Origin of the sequence: Dactylosporangium vinaceum (assembly GCF_019904175.1) — a bacterium.
GTDB classification, from domain to species: domain Bacteria; phylum Actinomycetota; class Actinomycetes; order Mycobacteriales; family Micromonosporaceae; genus Dactylosporangium; species Dactylosporangium vinaceum.
Window position 1 is genome coordinate 10,640,473 of record NZ_CP061913.1, and the last position, 18,081, is coordinate 10,658,553.

Here is an 18,081-nt window from a genome sequence, read left to right on the forward strand (position 1 = left end):
TAGCCTGGTGTCAGTCGTCTGGGGAGGTCGACTTGCCGTCCAGCAAAGGCGCGTCATCGAACGACGGCCGGAAACTGGTCATAGCCTCGCTGATGCTCTTCGGCGGGTTCTTGGCCATGTGCGGCCTGGGCCAGTCCAAATCGCTCGTGGTCGCGCTCGGCGTGCTCGTGATCGCGGCCGGCCCGGTGGCCCTCATGGTGATCAACAACCGCAACCGGGTCCGGCTGTTCGTCCAGGGCACCGCGGTCGTCGAGGACATCACCACGCCGTCGACCCAGGGGGCCCGGTCCGCCCGCGCCAAGCTCCGGCTGACCATCACGGCCACCGGCATCCGCGGCGTCTCGGTGACCGGCGTCGACCCGGCCGTGCCCCTGGACCGGTGGCCCGAGCGCGGCGCCGTCCTCCCCGTGCAGGTGCTGAAGGGCAACCCGCGCAAGTTCACCGTCCTGTGGGACCGCGTCCAGACCCACCAGGAGGTGGGCCGCTCCGGCGGCGACAACAGCCTGGGTGAGCTGGAAGAGGACTTCGCCGCCCTCAACGCCGCCCACCTCAGCGGCGGCAACGGCGCGGCCGGCGACAACTACACCTACGACTCCGACGAGCCCTACCGCCGCCCCGACGCCTACGCGCAGCTCCCGGCCGACAACACCCCGACCCTGACCAACCTCCCCCCGGTCGAGGCCGAGATCGACGAGCCCGCCGGCGCGGTGGCCACGGTGGCGCCCCCGGCCGACGCCCCGCGCCAGAGCCTCCGCGAGCGTCTGGGCTTCCCGCCCCGCCAGGCGACCCGCCCCCGCCACGCCGCCGGCGACCCCGTCCACCACCCGCCCGCCCCGCTGGGCGGCGACGGCGAGGGCCCGGGCCACACTCCCCTGGAGCCGCTCGACGCCACCCCGCCCGCGGCCGGGCCGGTGGTGACCGAGGACGAGGCGGCCACGCCGGCCCCAGGTCCCCGCGAAGCCGCCGAGCCGGTGGTGGATGAGCCGGCAGCCGCCGAGCCAATGGTGGACGAGGACGCCGCAGCAACGGCCACCGAGACGATCACCGACGAGCCGGAGGCACAGCGGCCGACAGTGATCGGCGAGGAGGACGAGCCGATCATCATGCGGCTCCGGTCGGCCCCGCGCCCCGGCGGTCACCGCCGCCCCAGCCCGCACCCGCGCTCGGGCGCGCACGACCGCGTTCGCCGCACCCGCCCCGGCCGCTCCCACCCGGTCTCGGCCGACCCGCCGCCGCTACCTCCGACGCTCACCCCACCACCGCCCGAGCCTCAGCCCGAGCCGACGGCCGCCCAACCGCTGACCGCCCAACCACCGGCCGCCGAACCCTTGACCGCCGACCCACTGGCCACCGAATCGCTGACCGCCGAACCCCTGACCGCCGACCCGCTGACCACTGAATCGCCTACCACCGGATCGCCGGGCGCCGAATCGCTGAGCGCCGACCCCCGGGCCGCCGACCCCCGGGCGGCCGAGCGCCGGACCGCCGAGCCGCTCGGCACCGAACCGCTTGGCACCGAACCGCCGGGCGCCGGGCCGGTGGAGATGCCCCGGGCGGCGGAGGCGACTGTCATCGAGCGCCCGGAGACGCGGGCGGAGCCCGACGTCGAGGCTTCGGACACCTTCACCATCCCGGAGTCCGACTCCCAGGTCCCGCCCCCCGAGCCGGACCCGAACGCCGGGGCCGAGGTCGAGTGGTGGATGGGCGCCGACGATCCGCGCCCGCAGGTCGCGTACTACCCGGACCGCGAGAGCGAGGCGCCCCCGACCCGGGCCCTCTACACCCCGCCCCCGGTCATCGAGGGCGAGCTGGCCGACCCCGCCGCCGCCGCGGCCGAGCCCATGGCCGGCACCCAGCCGGTGATCGATGCCGAGCCGGAGCCCAAGAGCGGGTCGGCCTGGTCGGCGAACGGCCGCGGCCCGGTGCCGGTCGGCGCCGGGCTGTACAGCGCGCCGCCCGTGTTCCGCGCCCCCGTCGAGGACGAAGACGACGAGGACGGGGAGCCGGTGGCGCCGGACCCGTACGCGACTGAGCACTACCTCCCCTCGGACGGCCACGTCGACCTCGCCGAGTTCGAGAACGCCGCCGACGAGGACGAGGAGGACGCCGACCGGCTCGAGGAGCAGGCGCTGCCCAACGGGGCGGTCGCCGAGTTCCTGGCCGCCGGCCCGCGCAAGCCGACCACCATGCCGCTCGACGGCGTCAACGGGGTAAGCATCACGCTCATCGTGTCCGACCTGCAGCGCTCCCGCCGCTTCTACCGCGACACGCTCGGCCTCACCGAGCTCGACAGCGGCGACACCAGCGCGGTGCTGGAGACCGGCAGCGCCCGGGTCGTCCTGCGCCGGGTCGCCGACATGCCGCCGGTCGACCGCCGGGTGGTGCACCTCAACCTGGACGTCCCCGACGTCTACGAGGCATACGAGCGGCTGCGCGAACAGGGCGTCGACTTCGTCCACCGCCCCCGGGTGGTGCCGCAGGGCGAGCAGCTGGAGCTGTGCTCGGCGACCTTCCGCGACCCCGACGGCCACGCCATCGCCCTGACCCGCTGGGAGCTACGGCGCTGAGTAGAGGCGGGTCATCGCCTCGGCGGTGGCCCGCATCGCCGCGCGGAGCTCGGCCGGCTCGAGCACCTCGATATCGGCTCCGAACCGGCCGAAGTCGACCCGGGCATGCTCGATCGACTGGATCGGCAGCACCACCCGCACCCACCCACCGGCCTCCGGCTCAGCGCTGTCCCGCAATGCCCGCCCGGCCACCGGCCCGAGCAGGAACCACAGGCGGACGGCGCGCGGTGACAGCCGTACCGTCGCCGACCCGCCCGAATACAGCGTCTCTTCCAGCCGTTCGGCGAACGCCCCCCAGTATTGACGCAGGTCGAAGTCGGCGGGCCGCTCGAAATGCTCGTCCAGGACCGTGACGGCGGCGATTCGGGCGACCCGGAAAGCGTTCGTGCGGGTGCGGCCGGTCGCGACGAGATACCAGGCGGTGCCCTTCAGCACGAGGCCCAGCGGGGCCAGCGGGCGCTCGACGGACTCGCCATCCCACTTGCAGTACGAAATCCGGATTCGCTGTTGCTCCCAGACAGCGGTGGCGACCGCCTCCAGGTGCGGCGGCGCCTCGGGGTCGCGGAACCATCCGGGTGCATCCACGTGGACGCGTTCCTGAATGCGCCCGGCCATCGTGCGCTGCTCGGTGGGCAGCGCGGCGAGCAGCTTGAGCCGGGCCGCCTCGAGCGTCCGGCCCAGTCCGAGGTCTCCGGCGCCGCTGCCGTTGAGGAAGAGCGCCGCCGCCTCGTCCGTGCTGAGGCCGGTGAGGTTCGTCCGATACCCGTCCAGCAGCGCGAACCCGCCCGCCGGCCCGCGATCGGCGTACACCGGGACACCCGACGCTGACAGCGCCTCGATGTCGCGGTAGACCGTCCGGACCGACACCTCGAGCTCGTCGGCGATCTGCTGCGCGGTCAGCCGGCCCCGGGTCTGCAACAGCAGCAGCGTCGAGAGGAGCCGGCCGGCGCGCATCAGCCCGGTTTGTTGGCGTAGACCGACCGGCGCACGTAGAGCGCGTAGAGCCAGGCCGGCCCGAACACGATCCCGAGCGCGAGCAGCGACCAGTGCAGGAACCCGCCGGCCAGCAGCGCCACCTGCACGACGAGCCCGGCCGTCCACGCCCAGCCGTGCCGCAGCAGCCCGCAGAGCAGGAAGCACACGACGGCCAGGCCGGCGCAGACCCAGATCGCCGCGGTGTTGTCGCCGTGGCCGAGCTTGGCCAGCGGCAGCAGCGCGAGCAGCAGGACGACGCCCTCGACGACCAGGCCGGCCGCCCCCACGCCGCGCACGGCCGCGCCCGGGTTCTTCAACCCGGCCGGGCCGCTCACGGGCGCGCTCATCGCTTCAGCAGCCCGCGGGCGTCGGCGACGGTCACGACCGAGCCGGTGATGAGGATGCCGATGGTGCCGGGGACGGCGTTGTCGCTCTCCGCGAGCTCCACCGCCGCGTCGATCGCGTCGGGCAGGCTCGGTACCACCCGCACGCGATCGCCCCCGTAGAGCTCCTCGGCGATCACGCCGAGCTGCGCCGCCGACATGGCCCGCGGCGAGCTGTTGCGGGTCACCACGATGCTCTCGGTGATGGGTTCGAGCAGCTCCAGCATGCCCTCGACGTCCTTGTCGGCCAGGGCCGCGACGACCGCGACGAGCCCGGCGAACGCGAACTCCTCGGTAAGCGCCCGGACCGTGGCCTGCATCCCGTGCGCGTTGTGGGCGGCGTCGAGCAGGATCGGCGGCGAGTTGCGCACCCGCTCCAGCCGGCCGGGCGACGTCGTCCCGGCGAAGCCGTCGCGGACCGACTCGGCGTTGAGCGCGCGCTCGGAGCCCGCGCCCAGGAACGCCTCGACCGCCGCCAGCGCGATCGCCGCGTTCTGGGCCTGGTGCTCGCCGTGCAGGGGCAGGAAGATGCCCTCGTACACCCCGGAGAGCCCCTGCAGCGTGAGGACCTGACCGCCGACGGCCAGCTCGCGGTGCACGACACCGAAGTCGCGGCCCTCCCGGGCCAGCGTCGCACCCACTTCCGCGCAGCGCTCCAGGATCGGGCGCATCGCCTCCTCGGGCTGCAGCGCGCAGATCAGCGTCGAGCCCTTGTGCACGATCCCGGCCTTGGCCCAGGCGATCTCCTCGATCGTGTCACCGAGCCACTCCGTGTGGTCCAGGCCGATCGGCGTGATGACCGTCGTCAGCGCCTGCAGCACGTTCGTGGAGTCGTCGGCGCCGCCCAGCCCGACCTCGACCACCGCCACGTCGACGGGCGCGTCGGCGAACGCCGCGAACGCCATCGCCGTCGTCATGTCGAAGTAGGTGAGCGGCGCGTCGTTGCGGGCGTCGAGGAACTCCGCAAGCGGCTGGACCTCCTCGTACACCTCCACGAACTTGGCCTCGCTTATCGGCTCGCCCTCGATGCTGATCCGCTCGGTGATGCTCTGCAGGTGAGGGCTCGTGTACCGCCCGGTCCGCAGCCCGTGCGCCCGCAGCAGCGAGTCGATCATCCGGGCGGTCGAGGTCTTGCCATTGGTACCCGTGAGATGGATCGCCGGATACGCCCGCTGCGGGCTGCCGAGCGAGTCGAGCAGCCCCTCGATGCGCGACAGGTCGAACACCATCCGGGTGAACCCGCGCGCGTTGAGCTCGCCGTCGACCTCACTGAAAGACCTGGTCATTGGAGCGCTTCCAGCTGCCGGTCGATCCGGACGAGGTCGGCCTCGGCCTTCTCCAGCCGATCCTTGATCTTGGCCACGACGGCCTCCGGTGCCTTGTCGGTGAAGGCCGCGTTGCCGAGCTTGGCCCGGCACTGCGTGGCCTCCTTCTCGGCCGCCGCCTTGTCCTTGGTCAGCCGGGCCCGCTCGGCGGCCACGTCGATCGTGCCGCGCGTGTCGAGCTCGACGGTGACCCCCACCCCGACGGCCAGTTTGGCGGTGGCGGTGAAGTCCTCGTCGTTGGGGTCGAGGCGGGCCAGCGACCGGATCAGGCCCTCGTGGGCGGTCAGCCCGGCCGCGTCCAGGCCCTCCAGCCGGGCCACTACCCGCTGAGCCGGCTTCACACCCTGATCGGCCCGGAACCGGCGCACCTCGGTGACGACCTGCTGGAGGCTGGCGACCTCGCGCTCGGCCGCGTCGTCGACGAGCTCCTTGTCCGCGGCCGGCCACTCGGAGCGCAGCAGGGTCGGGCGGCCGGTGAGCGTCGTCCACAGCTCCTCGGTCACGAACGGCATGATCGGGTGCAGCAGCCGGTGCAGGTTGTCCAGCACGTGCCCGAGCACCCGCCGCGTGCGCGCCTTGGCCGCCTCGTCGTCGCCGGCGAGCACCGGCTTGGTCAGCTCCAGGTACCAGTCGCAGACGTCGTCCCACGCGAAGTGGTACAGCGTGTCGCAGACCTTGGCCAGCTCGAACGCCTCGAACTGCTGGTCGACCTCGCCGATGACGTGCTGCAGCCGGGACAGGATCCACCTGTCGACGGTGCTCAGGCCATCGCGACCGTCCCCTGAGGGCAGGTCGCCCTCGACGGTGGCCCCGCCCGACAGGCCGTAGCGGGTCGCGTTCCACAGCTTGTTGGCGAAGTTGCGGGCGCCCTGCACCCACTCCTCGCTGACCGGCACGTCGGCGCCGGGGTTGGCCCCGCGCAGCAGCGTGAACCGGGTGGCGTCGGCGCCGAAGCGCTCGATCCAGTCGAGCGGGTCGACGACGTTGCCGAACGACTTCGACATCTTCTTGCCGTACTGGTCGCGCACCATGCCGTGCAGCATCACCACGTCGAAGGGCTGGCGGCCCTCCATCGCGTAGAGGCCGAACATCATCATGCGGGCGACCCAGAAGAACAGGATGTCGTACCCCGTGACGAGCACACTCGTCGGATAGAACTTGGCGAGGTCCGGCGTCCGGTCGGGCCAGCCGAGCGTCGAGAACGGCCACAGCGCCGAGCTGAACCACGTGTCGAGCACGTCGGCGTCCTGCACCCAGCCGTCGCCGGTCGGGGCCGCCTCGTCGGGGCCGACGCACACGACCTCGCCGTTCGGGCCGTACCACACCGGAATCCGGTGACCCCACCACAGCTGCCGGGAAATGCACCAGTCGTGCATGTTGTCGACCCAGCCGAAGTACCGCTTCGTCAGCTCCGGCGGCTCGACCCGGACCCGCCCGTCGCGCACCGCGTCACCGGCCGCCTTCGCGAGCGGCTCCGTCCGCACGAACCACTGCAGCGACAGCCGCGGCTCGACGGTGGTGCCGCAGCGCGAGCAGTGCCCGACGGCGTGCACGTAGGGCCGCTTCTCGGCGACGATCCGGCCCTCTTCGCGCAGCGCCGCCACGACCGCCGGGCGCGCCTCGAACCGGTCCAGGCCCAGGAACGGCCCGTGCGCGGTGATCACGCCATGCTCGTCCATCACGGTCAGGCTCGGCAGGTCGTGGCGCTGGCCGATCTCGAAGTCGTTGGGGTCGTGGGCCGGCGTGACCTTCACCGCGCCGGTGCCGAACGCCGGGTCCACGTGCGTGTCGGCGACGATCGGGATGCGCCGCCCGGTCAGCGGGAGCTCGACCTCGGTGCCGATCAGGTGCTGGTAGCGCTCGTCGTCCGGGTGTACCGCGACAGCGGTGTCGCCGAGCATGGTCTCGGCCCGCGTGGTGGCGACCACGATCGCGTTGTCGCCGTCGCCGTAGCGGATCGACACGAGCTCGCCGTCGTCGTCCGAGTGCTCGACCTCGATGTCCGACAGCGCCGTCAGGCACCGCGGGCACCAGTTGATGATCCGCTCCGCCCGGTAGATGAGCCCGTCGTCGTACAGCCGCTTGAAGATCGTGATGACGGCCCGGGACAGCCCCTCGTCCATGGTGAACCGCTCACGGCTCCAGTCCACGGAGTCGCCGAGCCGGGTCATCTGGCCCAGGATCTTGCCGCCGGACTCGGCCTTCCACTGCCACACGCGCTCGACGAACGGCTCGCGGCCCAGGTCGTGCCGGGACTGCCCGGCCCCGGCCAGCTGGCGCTCGACCACGTTCTGGGTGGCGATGCCGGCGTGGTCCATGCCCGGCAGCCACAGCGCCTCGTAGCCCTGCATCCGCTTACGGCGCGTGAGGGCGTCCTGGATCGAGTGGTCGAGGGCGTGGCCGATGTGGAGCGAGCCGGTGACGTTCGGCGGCGGCAATACGATCGAGAACGGCGGCTTGTCGCTTTCCGCGTCCGCCTTGAACAGACCGTCGGCTACCCATTGCTCATACCGCCGCTGCTCGACCTCGCCGGGAGCGTACTGAGCCGAGAGCGCCGAGGTTGCCTGCCCCGCGCGTGGAGTATCCGTCACACGCAAAGTCTAGAACTGTCGCACAGGGGGTCTACGCTCGCCATTGCCCCTACACTCAGGAGACTGATCGACGGTGACCTACGCGCCGCAGAACCCGGATGACGAGCCGCGCTCCGAGCCGTTCCGGCCGATGTCGTACGACCTCGCTCCGGAGTATGGGACACCGCCCCCGCCGTCCTACGGCCAGCAGCCACCGCCGCCGCCTCAGCCGTCGTACGGGCAGCAGCCACCGCCGCCACCTCAGCCGTCCTACGGGCCGCCGCCGGTCGCCCCACCGCCTTATGGACAGCCCGCGTACGCGCCGCCGGCCTACCCGCAGCCCCCCGTGCCGCCTCCGGTCGGGCCGCCGCTCGGCTACACGCCCGCCCCGCCGCCGAAGAAGGGCAAGGGCCTCAAAATCACGCTGAGCGTGATCGGCGGCGTGTTCCTGGTCTGCGCGATAGTCGCGTGCGTGGCGTTCTACCCGATCTTCCGCGACGCCGGCGCCCACGTGAGCGCCCCGCCGACGCTGCCCGGCGGCCTGACCAAGCAGGACAGTCCCCAGTCCGACGCGCTCAAGTCGAGCATGGAGTCGGACCTGCGCGGCAGCGTCGACAGCGTCGACGAGATCGAGACCGGGGTGTACGGCAACAAGGACGACTCCGACCCGACCCACATGGTGATCCTGGTCGCCGCGACGGGCACCTTCTTCTCGCCGGGCACGCAGGTCGACGCCGCGTTCAAGGGCTTCGGCAGCGGCCAGGGCCTGACGAGCGTCAGCTCCCCGCAGGAGTACGACGCCGGCAAGTTGGGCGGGACGCTGAAGTGCGGAAGTTCCGAATACAGCCTCGGCACCGGTACCGCCCTGCAGATGTCCATGTGCGCCTGGTCAGACCACGGCAGCGTCGGCATCGTGCTCTTCATGGGCCGCTCGGTCTCCGAGGCGTCGACTCAGATCGTCGCCATCCGCGAGGCCGTGCAGACGCGCAGTTGAGTTGAGTTTCGGTTGCTGTTGGACGGGGGTGCTCCGGCGCCCCCGTCCGGCTTTGCGGATCAGCTAGAGTGCGCCGATGGTCGACCCCAACGGCGGTCCCGCCGGCCTGTACTTCGAAGACGACGACGATGACGCCCAGGACGACGCTCCGGCGACCCGCCTGCCGATCAAGAAGATCGCGATCGTCGCCGGCTCGGTCGCGGGCGCGGCCCTGCTCATCTCCGGCATCTTCTACGGACCCACGGTCTTCCGGGTCCTGGGCCAGAGCGACACCGAGATCAAGTCCCCCGACAAGGTCGGTTCGTTCGTCCTGGACAAGAGCGACGGCGCCAAGAACACCAGCGAGTACATCCGCGACGCCATCGCCTCCGAGGTGAGCCTGGACAACAGCGTGGGCCTCATCTACCGCGACGGCGGCACCGACGCCATCCTCGTGGCCGGCACCGCCCGCATCTGGCAGCCGGACGACGTCCTGAGCGACGCCTTCAGCACGGTCACCGACGACTCCGGCGGTGTGAAGGATGCCAGGGACGTCGACGCGGGCCCGCTGGGCGGCACGATGCGCTGCGGCACCACCAAGGTCGACGAGTCGACGCTGACGGTGTGCGGCTGGGTGGACAACGGCTCACTGGGTGTCGCCCTGTTCTCCAACCGCGGCGTCCCCGAGTCCGCCCAGTCGATGCTGGCGCTGCGCAGTGCGGTGGAGCACCGAAACTAGACATCGCTGGCTCAGAGGGCCGCGCGGACTGCTTGGACCGCGCGGCCTTTCCATGCGCCAGCTCGCCGGCGACAGAGCCACTCCACGCGTTTTCCATGCCGTGGCGGCGTCTACGTTTGCTGCTCCTGAACGCAGAAACGCCTCAGGGGCCCACCGCAATCGGTGAGCCCCTGAGGGGAAAAATTGTCCGGCGGCGTCCTACTCTCCCACACTCTCGCGGGTGCAGTACCATCGGCGCTGGAGGGCTTAGCTTCCGGGTTCGGAATGGGACCGGGCGTTTCCCCTCCGCTATGGCCGCCGTAACACTATGAACCTGTCAACCCCCGCACACCACCACAACCAGGGTTTCCCCGGCTCAGTGGGTGCGATCTGGTATTGGTTCAGAATCACACAGTGGATGCAAAGCAGTCTCTACAACTCGAAGTGTAGGTCAAGTCCTCGGCCTATTAGTACCGGTCAGCTCAAACCTGTTACCAGGCTTCCACTTCCGGCCTATCAACCCAGTGGTCTCGCTGGGGGCCTTAACCCTCAAGGGGTGGGATACCTCATCTCGAAGCGAGCTTCCCGCTTAGATGCTTTCAGCGGTTATCCCTTCCGAACGTAGCCAACCAGCCGTGCCCTTGGCAGGACAACTGGCACACCAGAGGTTCGTCCGTCCCGGTCCTCTCGTACTAGGGACAGCCCTTCTCAAGTATCCTACGCGCACGGCGGATAGGGACCGAACTGTCTCACGACGTTCTAAACCCAGCTCGCGTACCGCTTTAATGGGCGAACAGCCCAACCCTTGGGACCTACTCCAGCCCCAGGATGCGACGAGCCGACATCGAGGTGCCAAACCATCCCGTCGATATGGACTCTTGGGGAAGATCAGCCTGTTATCCCCGGGGTACCTTTTATCCGTTGAGCGACACCGCTTCCACTTGCCAGTGCCGGATCACTAGTCCCGACTTTCGTCCCTGCTCGACCTGTCAGTCTCGCAGTCAAGCTCCCTTGTGTACTTGCACTCAACACCTGATTGCCAACCAGGCTGAGGGAACCTTTGGGCGCCTCCGTTACCTTTTAGGAGGCAACCGCCCCAGTTAAACTACCCACCAGACACTGTCCCTGAACCGGCTCACGGCCCAAGGTTAGATACCCAAATCCAACAGAGTGGTATTTCAAGCTTGCCTCCACCCCCACTGGCGTGAGGACTTCACCGGCTCCCACCTATCCTACACAATCGAATTCGAGTACCAATGTCAAGCTATAGTGAAGGTCCCGGGGTCTTTCCGTCCTGCCGCGCGTAACGAGCATCTTTACTCGTAGTGCAATTTCGCCGGGCCTGTGGTTGAGACAGTGGGGAAGTCGTTACGCCATTCGTGCAGGTCGGAACTTACCCGACAAGGAATTTCGCTACCTTAGGATGGTTATAGTTACCACCGCCGTTTACTGGCGCTTAAGTTCTCCGCTTCGCCCTCACGGACTAACAGGTCCCCTTAACGTTCCAGCACCGGGCAGGCGTCAGTCCATATACGTCGTCTTACGACTTAGCATGGACCTGTGTTTTTAGTAAACAGTCGCTTCCCCCTGGTCTCTGCGGCCACCAACCGCTCCACCAGCACGTGGTCTCACCATCGGTGGCCCCCCTTCTCCCGAAGTTACGGGGGCAATTTGCCGAGTTCCTTAACCACAGTTCGCCCGATCGCCTCGGTATTCTCTACCTGACCACCTGTGTCGGTTTGGGGTACGGGCCGCTCGAAACTCGCTAGAGGCTTTTCTCGGCAGCATGGGATCACTGGCTTCACCTGAACGGCTCCGCATCACGCCTCACCCTCATGTGCTGCGGATTTGCCTACAGCACGGGCTACACGCTTGCCCCGGCACAACCACCGGCCGGGTCCAGCTACCCTCCTGCGTCACCCCATCGCTTGCCTACTACCACCCGAGTTCCGAAACGCCGGCCATCCCCCCGAAAGGTTCAAGCCATTGTGACGTTAGTACAAGCAGGTTCAGCATGGACGCTTCTACGCGGGTACGGGAATATCAACCCGTTGTCCATCGACTACGCCTCTCGGCCTCGCCTTAGGCCCCGACTCACCCAGGGCGGATTAGCCTGGCCCTGGAACCCTTGGTCATCCGGCGGCAGGGTTTCTCACCCTGCTTTCGCTACTCATGCCTGCATTCTCACTCGCGTCACCTCCACGGCTGGATCACTCCGCCGCTTCACCGGTGACACGACGCTCCCCTACCCATCCACACACCTGGACCACGAAGGCCTAGTACACGTGTGAATGCCACAGCTTCGGCGGTGTGCTTGAGCCCCGCTACATTGTCGGCGCGGAACCACTTGACCAGTGAGCTATTACGCACTCTTTCAAGGGTGGCTGCTTCTAAGCCAACCTCCTGGTTGTCTATGCGACCCCACATCCTTTACCACTTAGCACACGCTTAGGGGCCTTAGCTGGTGATCTGGGCTGTTTCCCTCTCGACTACGAAGCTTATCCCCCGCAGTCTCACTGCCACGCTCTCACTTACCGGCATTCGGAGTTTAGTTGACTTCAGTAAGCTTGTAGGCCCCCTAGGCCATCCAGTGCTCTACCTCCGGCAAGAAACACGTGACGCTGCACCTAAATGCATTTCGGGGAGAACCAGCTATCACGGAGTTTGATTGGCCTTTCACCCCTAACCACAGGTCATCCCCCAACTTTTCAACGTTGGTGGGTTCGGCCCTCCACGCGGTCTTACCCGCGCTTCAGCCTGCCCATGGCTAGATCACTCCGCTTCGGGTCTAGGACACGCGACTGAACGCCCTATTCAGACTCGCTTTCGCTACGGCTCCCCCACACGGGTTAACCTCGCCACGTATCGCTAACTCGCAGGCTCATTCTTCAAAAGGCACGCCGTCACCCCTCACCCCAAAAGGCAAGGACGCTCCGACGGATTGTAGGCGCACGGTTTCAGGTACTATTTCACTCCCCTCCCGGGGTACTTTTCACCTTTCCCTCACGGTACTCGTCCGCTATCGGTCACCAGGGAGTATTTAGGCTTACCAGGTGGTCCTGGCAGATTCACGGCAGATTTCAGGAGTCCGCCGCTACTCGGGAACACACCAACACAGATCAAGAATTTTCGTCTACCGGACTCTCACCGTCTACGGTACAGCTTTCCAGCTGACTTCAACTAACCCTTGATTTTCTGACTGTGCGCAAGGCCGGCAGACCAAGCAAGGCACGTCCCACAACCCCAAACATGCAACCCCTGCCGGGTATCACACATGCCTGGTTTAGCCTCTTCCGCTTTCGCTCGCCACTACTCACGGAATCACATGTTGTTTTCTCTTCCTGCGGGTACTGAGATGTTTCACTTCCCCGCGTTCCCCCTCACTGCCCTATGTGTTCAGGCAGGAGTGACACCACATGACTGGTGCCGGGTTCCCCCATTCGGACACCCTGGGATCACAGCTCGGTTGACAGCTCCCCCAGGCCTATCGCGGCCTCCCACGTCCTTCATCGGCTCCTGGTGCCAAGGCATCCACCGTACGCCCTCAGCAACTTGACCACAAAGCAATAAAGATGCTCGCATCCACTGTGCAATTCTCAACCAACACCAGAACCCACACCGTCGTATCAGCCCAAGCCTTCGACATTCACATATCGTGGTCCTTGAACCGGTGCAGATCTCGTCTGAAACCAACCAACCACGTCACCGCGCTGATTGTTTCAGGACCCAACAGGGTGCCTATACGATCGCCACGAACCGCATACCAGAACCATTTCCACTCCAACCTCTCACGAGGCCGGCTGTACTCGATTCCGGGACCGTTGTCCGCAGGACCTTCGCCAGTGTCTCCGCCATTGAGCACCCCACCACCACATTCGGGCGGTGCGGGCTCCTTGCAGGCTTTCGCCTGAAGGTGCTCCTTAGAAAGGAGGTGATCCAGCCGCACCTTCCGGTACGGCTACCTTGTTACGACTTCGTCCCAATCGCCAGCCCCACCTTCGACGGCTCCCTCCACAAGGGTTGGGCCACCGGCTTCGGGTGTTGCCGACTTTCGTGACGTGACGGGCGGTGTGTACAAGGCCCGGGAACGTATTCACCGCAGCGTTGCTGATCTGCGATTACTAGCGACTCCGACTTCACGGGGTCGAGTTGCAGACCCCGATCCGAACTGAGACCGGCTTTTTGGGATTCGCTCCACCTCACGGTATCGCAGCCCTTTGTACCGGCCATTGTAGCATGCGTGAAGCCCTGGACATAAGGGGCATGATGACTTGACGTCATCCCCACCTTCCTCCGAGTTGACCCCGGCAGTCTTCGATGAGTCCCCGGCCGAACCGCTGGCAACATCGAACAAGGGTTGCGCTCGTTGCGGGACTTAACCCAACATCTCACGACACGAGCTGACGACAGCCATGCACCACCTGTGAACGCCCCCGAAGGACACCGTGTCTCCACGGCTTTAGCGCACATGTCAAACCCAGGTAAGGTTCTTCGCGTTGCATCGAATTAATCCGCATGCTCCGCCGCTTGTGCGGGCCCCCGTCAATTCCTTTGAGTTTTAGCCTTGCGGCCGTACTCCCCAGGCGGGGCGCTTAATGCGTTAGCTGCGGCACAGAGAACCGGAGAGGCCCCCCACACCTAGCGCCCAACGTTTACAGCGTGGACTACCAGGGTATCTAATCCTGTTCGCTCCCCACGCTTTCGCTCCTCAGCGTCAGTATCGGCCCAGAGACCCGCCTTCGCCACCGGTGTTCCTCCTGATATCTGCGCATTTCACCGCTACACCAGGAATTCCAGTCTCCCCTACCGAACTCAAGCCTGCCCGTATCAGCTGCAAGCCCACAGTTGAGCTGCGGGTTTTCACAGCTGACGCAACAAGCCGCCTACGAGCTCTTTACGCCCAATAAATCCGGACAACGCTCGCGCCCTACGTCTTACCGCGGCTGCTGGCACGTAGTTGGCCGGCGCTTCTTCTCCAGGTACCGTCACTTGCGCTTCGTCCCTGTCGAAAGAGGTTTACAACCCGAAGGCCTTCATCCCTCACGCGGCGTCGCTGCATCAGGCTTCCGCCCATTGTGCAATATTCCCCACTGCTGCCTCCCGTAGGAGTCTGGGCCGTGTCTCAGTCCCAGTGTGGCCGGTCGCCCTCTCAGGCCGGCTACCCGTCGTCGCCTTGGTAGGCCATCACCCCACCAACAAGCTGATAGGCCGCGAGCCCATCCCAGGCCGAAAAACTTTCCACAAACCACGATGCCGCAGTCCATGAATATTCGGTATTAGCCCCCGTTTCCGAGGGTTATCCCAAAGCCTAGGGCAGGTTACTCACGTGTTACTCACCCGTTCGCCGCTCGAGTACCCCGAAGGGCCTTTCCGCTCGACTTGCATGTGTTAAGCACGCCGCCAGCGTTCGTCCTGAGCCAGGATCAAACTCTCCAACAAAATCTGCGTTGGTGAATCAATCACCCGGCAACAAACTAGTTGTCACCAAAGGAATCCCAGACACACACTCCACATGTGGAGCCCATGCCACGGGGTAAATTTCAATTGGCACTGGCTTAACAAGCACCCTGTTGAGTTCTCAAACAACCAACACACACCGCTGAGTCTCGCGATCGCTCGCTTGCCTCATCCGGGGCAACTTCTCTACTTTACCAGGTCGCTTCCAGTTGTCAAGACCGTTTCCGATCTCTTTACTTTCAGCGGCTTTTCCCGAGCATACCAAGTACACCGTTTCCGGTGATCTTGTTTCGGGAGATCCGTTCGCACCGACCGGCAGTGGAGCTTGTCGCTCGTCTTGCCCGCCCGGCTCGCGTCCGGCTTGTCTACTTTACCAGCTCGGTTCGTTCTGTCAAGTCCGCGTTTTCCGCTTTCTGACTTCCCTTACCGCTCTCCCCGCACAGCTCATCCGCGCCGTTTCCGGCGCCAGATCTGCTCGGGGATTCGGTAGGCCGGCCAGCTCTTGCGAGCTCGCCCGGTTCCCTACCGGCTGGAGTACCTTACCTGGTCGGCTTCGCGTTCGCAAATCGCTTCCCGCACCACCCTGGAGGTACCAATCCGACGAACCGGGCGTTTCCGCCCACCCCCTCGGACTTGGAGAACCTTACGGAGGCCCGCAGCGAGAGTCAAATCGCCTGTACAGACGGGTTATCCCGCCGTTTGGCGAACCAGCCGATGGGTGCCGCGCGCCTCCGGAGACCCCGAGCTCCCCACGGCCGCCGCCCCCGCACGACAAAACCCACGCCGGTCATAGAGCTCCCCCTCGCAACGGAGCCGCTCCCCGACGGAGCGCCGACTTGCCGGCGCGAGCGCGGCTGCCCGACGTGCGCCCGGTCGAGCGACGCGGCTGCGGTTGCGCGGCTGGAGCGCTCCCCTTGGGAACGCCCTCTCGGTGACTGGGATTCGCCGGCTCTGGCGGTGCGCCTCTAGAGGCGGCGGTTGGCGAGGCTCGGGAGCGTCTCGCGGATCTCGGCCAGGCGCTCGAGATCGAGTTCGGCGAAGGTCACGCCGGGGATGTCGGGGGCCTGGGCGATGACGGTTCCCCACGGGTCGACCACCATGCTGCGGCCGAAGCAGGTGCGGTCGGGATCGTGGTTGCCGATCTGTCCGGCCGCGAGCACGTAACACTGGTTTTCGATGGCTCGCGCGCGGAGCAGGACCTCCCAGTGGTCCCGGCCCGTGTGGAGCATGAACGCCGCCGGCACGACGAGGACCGTGGCGCCGTCGATGGCCAGCTGGCGGTACAACTCAGGAAATCGCAGGTCGTAACAGATCGACAGGCCCAGCCGGATCCGCTCGACATCGACACTGCTCGTCGCGGCGCCGGGCGCGACGGTCGCTGATTCGCGGTACGAGACGCGGCCGGGGATCTCCACGTCATAGAGGTGGATCTTTCGATAGGTCGCGGCGAGCGCGCCCGATCGATCGAAGACGAGCGTTGTGTTGTAGGTGTGCTCGGGGTCGGGTCCGGTCTCGTGGAAGGAGCCGGCGTGGACCCACATCCCGAGTTCGCGCGCGGCGTCGGCGAAGAACGTGCCGAACTCGCCGTCGACGGACTCGGGTGCGGGAGCCGTGTGGGCCCGCCCGAGGTAGTCCACGTACTCAGGGAGCACCGCAATGTCCGCTCCCCCGTCGGCAGCCCGCTGGAGGAGGTTTCGGGCCGCCTTGAGGTTCTCAGCCCGGTCGTCGCGCGCATTGAGCTGACATACGGCAACCCGCATCCCGGCACTCCATCAGGTCAGGCGGACTTCTCCTCGCGGTCGGCCCGGCGACGGCCCACCCGGTGCGCGCCCAGGTCTCGCGGCACGATCGTCGGGATGACCTTCTCGAGCACGACCTCGCGGGTGATCTGCACCCGGGCGATGTTGGGGTTGCTCGGCACCTCGTACATCACGGAGAGCAGCACCTCCTCCATGATGGCCCGCAGCCCACGGGCGCCGGTGCCGCGGAGGATGGCCTGGTCGGCGATCGACTCGAGGGCCTCCGGCGCGAACTCCAGCTCGACCCCGTCGAGCTCGAACAGCCGCTGGTATTGCCGGACCAGCGCGTTGCGCGGCTCGGTCAGGATCTTCACCAGCGCGTCACGGTCGAGGCTCTTCACGCTCGTGATGACCGGGAGCCGCCCGATGAACTCGGGGATCAGGCCGAACTTGAGCATGTCTTCGGGCATGACGTCGCTGAAGGAGTCGTCGGCCGTCCGGTCGGTGATCGAGCGGAGGTTGGCGCCGAATCCGGTGCCGCCCTTGCCGACTCGCTGCTGGACGATCCGGTCGAGGCCGGCGAAGGCACCACCGCAGATGAACAGCACGTTGGACGTGTCGATCTGGATGAACTCCTGGTGCGGGTGCTTCCGTCCACCCTGGGGCGGGACGTTCGCGACGGTACCCTCGATGATTTTGAGCAGTGCCTGCTGAACGCCCTCGCCGGACACATCGCGAGTGATCGACGGGTTTTCCGACTTGCGGGCGATCTTGTCGACCTCGTCGATGTACACGATGCCGGTCTCGGCCCGGCGGATGTCGTAGTCGGCCGCCTGGATCAGCTTCAGCAGGATGTTCTCGACGTCCTCGCCGACGTATCCGGCCTCGGTGAGCGCGGTGGCGTCGGCGATGGCGAACGGGACGTTGAGCATCCGCGCGAGCGTCTGGGCCAGGTGGGTCTTGCCGCACCCGGTGGGGCCGATGAGCAGGATGTTGGACTTGGCGAGCTCGACGCCGTCGCCGCCCCCGCTGCCGCCGGACTCCGCCTGCACCCGCTTGTAGTGGTTGTAGACCGCCACCGCGAGGGCCTTCTTGGCCTGGTCCTGCCCGACAACGTACTGGTCGAGGAAGGAGCAGATCTCCATCGGCTTGGGGAGCTCGTCGAACTTGACGTCGCCCGACTCCGCCAGCTCTTCTTCGATGATCTCGTTGCAGAGATCAATGCATTCATCGCAGATGTAGACGCCGGGACCGGCGATCAGCTTCTTCACCTGCTTCTGCGACTTGCCACAGAAGGAGCACTTCAGTAGGTCGCCGCCGTCGCCGATCCGTGCCACCTACGATCTCCCTGCCTTCGGCCGGACCCTGCGTCCG

9 protein-coding genes and 3 rRNA genes are annotated in these 18,081 nt (G+C 66.9%); 3 read left to right on the forward strand and 9 right to left on the reverse strand.

Annotation, left to right across the window (positions count from 1 at the left end):
- The first annotated feature begins 32 nt into the window (after positions 1-32).
- Positions 33-2,567 carry a VOC family protein gene (locus Dvina_RS47795; protein ID WP_223098433.1) on the forward strand — a complete coding sequence of 845 codons (2,535 nt, stop codon included), beginning with the start codon at positions 33-35 and terminating at the stop codon, positions 2,565-2,567.
- Here the strand turns inward: Dvina_RS47795 and Dvina_RS47800 are convergent.
- Genes Dvina_RS47800 through Dvina_RS47815 form a run of 4 tightly spaced genes read right to left on the reverse strand, consistent with a single transcriptional unit; the run spans position 2,556 to position 7,841 of the window.
- Positions 2,556-3,521: a helix-turn-helix transcriptional regulator gene (locus tag Dvina_RS47800; protein ID WP_223098434.1), complete on the reverse strand. Its 966-nt coding sequence runs from the start codon at positions 3,519-3,521 to the stop codon at positions 2,556-2,558. The two genes, Dvina_RS47795 and Dvina_RS47800, sit on opposite strands and share 12 nt — an antisense overlap.
- Entirely contained in the window at positions 3,521-3,889 is a 369-nt protein-coding gene (locus Dvina_RS47805; RefSeq protein WP_223098435.1) for a DUF4233 domain-containing protein, read from the reverse strand. Before Dvina_RS47805 ends, Dvina_RS47800 begins: the two co-directional genes overlap by 1 nt.
- Positions 3,886-5,211 (reverse strand): bifunctional folylpolyglutamate synthase/dihydrofolate synthase, encoded by a 1,326-nt coding sequence (locus tag Dvina_RS47810; RefSeq protein ID WP_223098437.1) that lies wholly within the window; start codon positions 5,209-5,211, stop codon positions 3,886-3,888. Before Dvina_RS47810 ends, Dvina_RS47805 begins: the two co-directional genes overlap by 4 nt.
- Entirely contained in the window at positions 5,208-7,841 is a 2,634-nt protein-coding gene (locus Dvina_RS47815) for a valine--tRNA ligase (RefSeq protein WP_223098439.1), read from the reverse strand. Before Dvina_RS47815 ends, Dvina_RS47810 begins: the two co-directional genes overlap by 4 nt.
- Before the next feature lie 73 nt (positions 7,842-7,914).
- Between Dvina_RS47815 and Dvina_RS47820 the strand changes: the two genes are divergently transcribed.
- A complete protein-coding gene (locus tag Dvina_RS47820) occupies positions 7,915-8,814 on the forward strand; it encodes a hypothetical protein (RefSeq protein WP_223098441.1) in 900 nt (299 codons plus the stop codon).
- Positions 8,815-8,890: 76 nt separating this feature from the next.
- Entirely contained in the window at positions 8,891-9,532 is a 642-nt protein-coding gene (locus tag Dvina_RS47825; protein WP_223098443.1) for a hypothetical protein, read from the forward strand.
- 185 nt (positions 9,533-9,717) lie between these two features.
- Here Dvina_RS47825 and rrf read toward each other — a convergent pair.
- The 5 genes from rrf to clpX form a co-directional block, all read right to left on the reverse strand.
- Positions 9,718-9,834: ribosomal RNA gene (gene rrf / locus Dvina_RS47830) — 5S ribosomal RNA — on the reverse strand.
- A 124-nt stretch (positions 9,835-9,958) separates the two neighbouring features.
- Positions 9,959-13,069 (reverse strand): 23S ribosomal RNA (locus Dvina_RS47835).
- Positions 13,070-13,435: 366 nt separating this feature from the next.
- Positions 13,436-14,950, reverse strand: a 16S ribosomal RNA gene (locus tag Dvina_RS47840).
- Together the 16S, 23S and 5S rRNA genes form the textbook arrangement of a ribosomal RNA operon.
- A 983-nt stretch (positions 14,951-15,933) precedes the next feature.
- Entirely contained in the window at positions 15,934-16,728 is a 795-nt protein-coding gene (locus tag Dvina_RS47845; RefSeq protein ID WP_223098445.1) for a carbon-nitrogen hydrolase family protein, read from the reverse strand.
- A 17-nt stretch (positions 16,729-16,745) separates the two neighbouring features.
- On the reverse strand, positions 16,746-18,044 hold the full coding sequence (gene clpX / locus Dvina_RS47850) for an ATP-dependent Clp protease ATP-binding subunit ClpX (RefSeq protein ID WP_223098447.1): 1,299 nt from the start codon (positions 18,042-18,044) through the stop codon (positions 16,746-16,748).
- Between the last annotated feature and the right edge of the window lie 37 nt (positions 18,045-18,081).

Bases quoted from the DNA above. Each gene is read 5' to 3' on its own strand.
- Dvina_RS47810 (WP_223098437.1), bottom strand. From the start codon at position 5,211: ATGACCAGGTCTTTCAGTGAGGTCGACGGCGAGCTCAACGCGCGCGGG.
- Dvina_RS47805 (WP_223098435.1), bottom strand. From the start codon at position 3,889: ATGAGCGCGCCCGTGAGCGGCCCGGCCGGGTTGAAGAACCCGGGCGCG.
- Dvina_RS47800 (WP_223098434.1), bottom strand. From the start codon at position 3,521: ATGCGCGCCGGCCGGCTCCTCTCGACGCTGCTGCTGTTGCAGACCCGG.
- Dvina_RS47825 (WP_223098443.1), top strand. From the start codon at position 8,891: ATGGTCGACCCCAACGGCGGTCCCGCCGGCCTGTACTTCGAAGACGAC.
- Dvina_RS47845 (WP_223098445.1), bottom strand. From the start codon at position 16,728: ATGCGGGTTGCCGTATGTCAGCTCAATGCGCGCGACGACCGGGCTGAG.